The 4,554-nt window shown below is 72.4% G+C and carries 4 protein-coding genes; 1 reads left to right on the top strand and 3 read right to left on the bottom strand.

The genetic code is table 11. The annotated features are described in order from the left end of the window. Window positions 1-151 precede the first annotated feature (151 nt). The 3 genes from ESO86_RS11900 to ESO86_RS11890 all read right to left on the bottom strand — a co-directional run bounded on the left by ESO86_RS11900 (window position 152) and on the right by ESO86_RS11890 (window position 3,763). Window positions 152-1,882: an MFS transporter gene (locus ESO86_RS11900; RefSeq protein ID WP_129235225.1), complete on the bottom strand. Its 1,731-nt coding sequence runs from the start codon at window positions 1,880-1,882 to the stop codon at window positions 152-154. Then, the gene (locus tag ESO86_RS11895; RefSeq protein ID WP_165307727.1) at window positions 1,857-2,435 is read right to left on the bottom strand and encodes a class II glutamine amidotransferase; all 579 of its coding nucleotides are present in this window, start codon (window positions 2,433-2,435) and stop codon (window positions 1,857-1,859) included. Before ESO86_RS11895 ends, ESO86_RS11900 begins: the two co-directional genes overlap by 26 nt. A gap of 83 nt (window positions 2,436-2,518) precedes the next feature. Then, on the bottom strand, window positions 2,519-3,763 hold the full coding sequence (locus ESO86_RS11890) for a serine hydrolase domain-containing protein (RefSeq protein ID WP_129235223.1): 1,245 nt from the start codon (window positions 3,761-3,763) through the stop codon (window positions 2,519-2,521). Window positions 3,764-4,013: 250 nt separating this feature from the next. On the opposite strand from ESO86_RS11890, the gene ESO86_RS11885 reads away from it, so the two are divergent. Continuing rightward, a complete protein-coding gene (locus ESO86_RS11885; RefSeq protein WP_129235222.1) occupies window positions 4,014-4,421 on the top strand; it encodes a DUF4383 domain-containing protein in 408 nt (135 codons plus the stop codon). The last annotated feature ends 133 nt before the right edge of the window (window positions 4,422-4,554 follow it).

Genomic DNA, 4,554 nt, shown 5'->3' with positions numbered 1-4,554 from the left:
TGCGAGCCGCGAGGGGCGCCCGAGCGGGCCGCGCGTCCCGCCGCGGCCCGTCCCGCGAAGTCGTGTCGGGGCGCCGGGTCGGGGATGCCGGACGATTCCGGCCGGGGCGCAGCCTCGGGTCCGGTGTGGCGACGGTCGAATGCGGGTCCGGTCATGGTCGTTCCTCGATCTCCTCAGGCACCGTCGCGTTCCGCCCCCCGCGCGACGGCGGGGCGCGGCCGTCGACCTCGTCGGGGATGCCGCGCGAGAGCAGCAGGGCCAGCAGCGCGATGGCGATGAGCCCGACGAACGCGACCCGAAGCGCCTGCAGCTGCGCGTCGCCGTACACGCGCGTCAGCTCGGCGGCCTCGTCGTCGGACAGGCCGGCATCGGTGCCGATCTCGGCGACGGTCGACGCCGGCACGAGTTCGACGCCGTCGTTCGTGGCCTCGGCGACGGCGGAGCGCACGTCGTCGGGCAGGTCGCTCGAGGCGACCCCGCCCGCGAACGAGGTCGCGAGCGCGCCGATCAGCATCGAGCCGATGAGCGCGGTGCCGAGCGACGAGCCCAGGTTCTGGAACACGCCCTGCATGCCACCGACCTCACTCGACTTCTCCGGACCGACGCTCGACATGTTGACGTTGCCGAGCTGGGATGCGAGGAGGCCGAGCGCGGCGCCGGCGATGAACATCCCGACGCTGAACGCCACCTGCCTGAGCTCCTCGTCGACCGACGCCAGCAGCAGCAGCGCGGACGCCGCGAGCACGACCTGGCCGACGACGACGATGCGCCTGGGCGACCAGCGGGTGGACAGGCGCGTGCCGGCGAAGGAGAACAGGATGAGCGAGATCGACAGCGGGAAGATGCGCAGCCCGGTCTGCAGCGCATCGAGCCCGAGGGTCATCTGCAGGTACACGGGGACCATGAAGAACAGGCCGGCGGTCACGGCGTACTGCGCGCCGAGCGACGACAACCCGCTCCGCAGGCGGGCGATGTGCAGCAGCGAGACGTCGAGGAAGGGTTCGCGGCCCGAGTCGATGAGCCGCCGCTGGCGCAGTGCGAACCAGGCGAGCAGCCCGACGCCGGCGAGGATCAGCCAGGCCGTGAGCGAGACGCCGAGCGGCGCGATCTCGACGCCGCCGATCTCCGGCGACTGCAGCGGGATGATCCAGCCCCAGGTCTTGCTCTGCAGCATCCCGAGCACGACCGCGATGAGCCCGGCGGACGAGAGCAGCACGCTGAGCACGTCGATGCGGAGACGGACCGGCTCGTGCCGGTCGGCGATGCGCCGAGCGAACAGCACCACGACCGCCATGACGACGACCTCGCCGATGAAGACGTACCGCCACGAGGCGTAGGTCGTCAGGAATCCGCCGATGAGCGGTCCGGCGGCGACGGCTGCGCCGGACGCGGCGCCGATCATCGCATACGCCGTCACCCGCCGCCGTCCCTCGTAGTTGTCCGCGATGAGCGCCGCGATCGCGGGGATGACGAGCACCGCGCCGACGCCCTCGACGACCGACCACCCGGTGAAGAGGACGGCGATGTTCGGGCTCAGCGCCGTGGTGAGCGATCCGAGCGCGTAGATGATCGCGCCGATCACGAAGGCGCGCAGCCGCCCCCACACGTCGCCGAGCTTCGCGCCGACGAGCATGAGCGCGGCCATCGTGAGCGTGTAGAACGTGATCGCGGCCTGCATCGCGGAGACGGTCGTGTCGAGGTCCTCGACGACCTGCGTGATCGACACGTTCATGACCGTGCTGTCGAGGACCATCACGAACTGCGCGGCGGAGAGCGCCGCGACGACCACCCACGAGGTCGGGGCCGGTGCACCCTCGGGCGGCTCGCCCGCCGAAGACGCAGTCGGGGCCGCGGGCTCAGGCTGCGCTTCGGAAGGGCTCATGGTGGTATCCCTCTCGGTCGAGGATGGCGATCGTGGACTCCGGCACCTCGGTGAAGAGCCCCGGCAGGTCGTTGAGCGGCTCGGACACGACGACGTGGGCGTGCTCGCCGAACTCGCCCAGCCGCTCGGCATCCGGGTACATCCGGCGGATGGTCGGGATGTCGGCCGAGTGGAACAGGGTGCGCGACCGGCCCTGCGTGGAGTAGCGCAGCGCCCAGATCGTCGCGCCGTCGGCGACCGCGACGGTGCCCTGCATCGGGAACATGACGCCGTGGTCGCGGCCGATGCGTTCGACGAGGTCGACGGTGGCGCGCAGTGCCGACACGGGATCGTCGGCGAGCCCGTTCGTGATCGCCAGGTGGAAGAGCACCTCCGAGTCGGTGGTCCCCATCAGGTGCGGGTACAGGGAGGGGTCGATCCCGAAGCCGTCGCCGTTCACCGTCTCCGCGCCGAGCGGGGAGTCGAGCGACTGCGCGACGAGCGAGTGGGTGGCGTCGAGCAGGACCGCCGAGGCCCTGAGCGGCTCACCCGAGTACGCCAGCCATCGGCACATGCGAACGCCTCCCCCCTGCCGGAGCCCGCTCCCCGTCCGCGCCATTGTGGACCCGTGCGCGCTCCGCCGCAGGGTCCAAGGTCTCATCCCTCGGCGTCGGCCGGGAGGGGGCAGGGCGCGGCATCCGTCATGCGCTGGGTCGCCTGCTCGAGCGACCACGGGAGCTCGACGAGCGGCCGGTCGCGTCCCTCGGCGGGCGCCGCCTTGGAGGCGATCGAGGCGAGCGCGAACGCCGCCTCGCGGACGAGCCTCTCGCCGCCGGTGGAGTTGTTCAGCGCGAGCACGACCGTCAGCCCGGTCTCGGGGTCCGTGAACATCGCGGAGAGCGCCCCGATCGACTCGCCGGCGACCCCGCGCAGCGGCCCGAACTGCTGGGCGCCGATCCCCTGGGCCTGCCAGCCGGGCGCGTCCCCGCCGAACGGCGTGAGCGTCCAGGCGTCACGTGCGGTCGCCTCCTGGAACATCGCGCCGGTCGCGAACGATTCGCTGATGGCCTTCGCGTCGGTGAGCGTCGTGCGCGCGCCGGATGCGGTGCCCCCGATCGAGCTGGAGCGTTCGGAGACGTCGACGATCGCGTCGCACGCCGGCTTGCCGCCCGAGTACGTCGCGGCGTAGCCGCCGAGGGCGTCGGAATAGGACGTGTCGGAGGCGGCAGGGAGGCTGGTCTCCTCGAGCTCCAGCGGGTCGAGCACGTACTGCTCGGCGAGATCGGACCAGGAGCGTCCGGTGCGTTCCTCGAGCGCCGCGGCGAGGAGCAGGATGCCGGTGCGCGACTCGACCCAGGTCGTCCCCGGGTCGCCCTTCCGGCCAGCGGCCAGGCCGCTCGCGAGCAGTTCGTTGGCGGGCCAGATCCGCGTCGGGTTCTTGACGAAGTGCGAGCGGAGCGGCCCGTAGTAGTCGGCGATGCCCGAGCGATTGCGGCAGAGCTGCTCCAGCGTGATGCCCTCGAGGCCGGGGATGCCGTTCACCATCCCGGACACCTGGTCGTCGAGCTCGACGACGCCCGCATCCACCAGCCGCAGCATCACCGCGCAGGTCAGCTGGCCGGTCCCGTCGGCGAGCTGGAACCGCGTGGCGGACGTGACCGGGTCGGCAGCGTCGGTGAGGTCCACCGTGCCCGTGCCGACGGTCCAGCTGCCCGCCCAGGGCGCCCAGACGCCGGCGACCGCGCCGCTCGATCCGCTCAACCGCACAGCCTCGGCGAGGGTCGCGTCGAGCTGCTCGACGACCTCGGGCGCGAAGTCGCCCTCGACCTGATCGAAGTCGGCGGCCGGGCTCTCGGGCGAGGTGCACGCGGCGAGCACCGCGACCACGACGGCAGACGCCATCGTCGCTGCGACCAGTCGACGCATCCGCCCTGTCCGTGCAGCCACCGTGCCCCCCGCCGTGTGTCCGCTGCGATTGTAACCCGATCGGCAGGGCCCACCGCACAGCGCTCCGCCCGACCCCTCGGTTCGCGGCCGGGCTGCCGCCGATCGTGTCCCCCGACCGGAGGCCGCTCGATCCAATCCGGACCCACCGGCGCGTCGAATCCCTCCCAGCACGGCACCAGCCGCGCGACGACAAGGAGGCATCGCCATGAAGAACTCACCCAACCGCATCGCCGCGACCGTGTTCGGCGCGGTCTACGTCCTGGTCGGCCTGCTCGGCTTCGCCGTGACGGGCGGCGTGGACTTCATCGCCACCGAGGGCGGGCTGCTCCTCGGGGTGTTCGCCGTGAACCCGCTCCACAACATCGCCCACCTCGCGATCGGCGCCGCGCTGCTCATCGCGGGCCTGTCGAACGTCGCCGCGGCGAAGACCGTCAACACGGTCGTCGGCGCGGCCTACCTGCTGCTCGGCGTGGTCGGCTTCTTCATCGCCGGCACTCCGGCCAACATCCTCGCGCTCAACACGCCCGACCACTTCCTGCACCTGGCCAGCGCGATCGTGCTGCTCGGCGTGGGACTCGGCGCGGAGCGCACCGCACGCGTGGCGACGGCCTAGGGAGCCGGCCATGCACGCACCGGCGACGATGACCCGGACCTGGCCGACGCTCGCCGGGATCGGCGGCGGCCTCGTCCTCACGGCACTCGCCGCCGGTGCCGGGGGTGCACCGCAGGTCGCCCTGGCCGGGCTC

It is taken from the genome of Agromyces binzhouensis, assembly GCF_004135055.1.
GTDB classification, from domain to species: domain Bacteria; phylum Actinomycetota; class Actinomycetes; order Actinomycetales; family Microbacteriaceae; genus Agromyces; species Agromyces binzhouensis.
The sequence above is the reverse complement of the archived record's forward strand: the minus strand, read 5'-3'. Positions and strand labels throughout refer to the sequence as shown.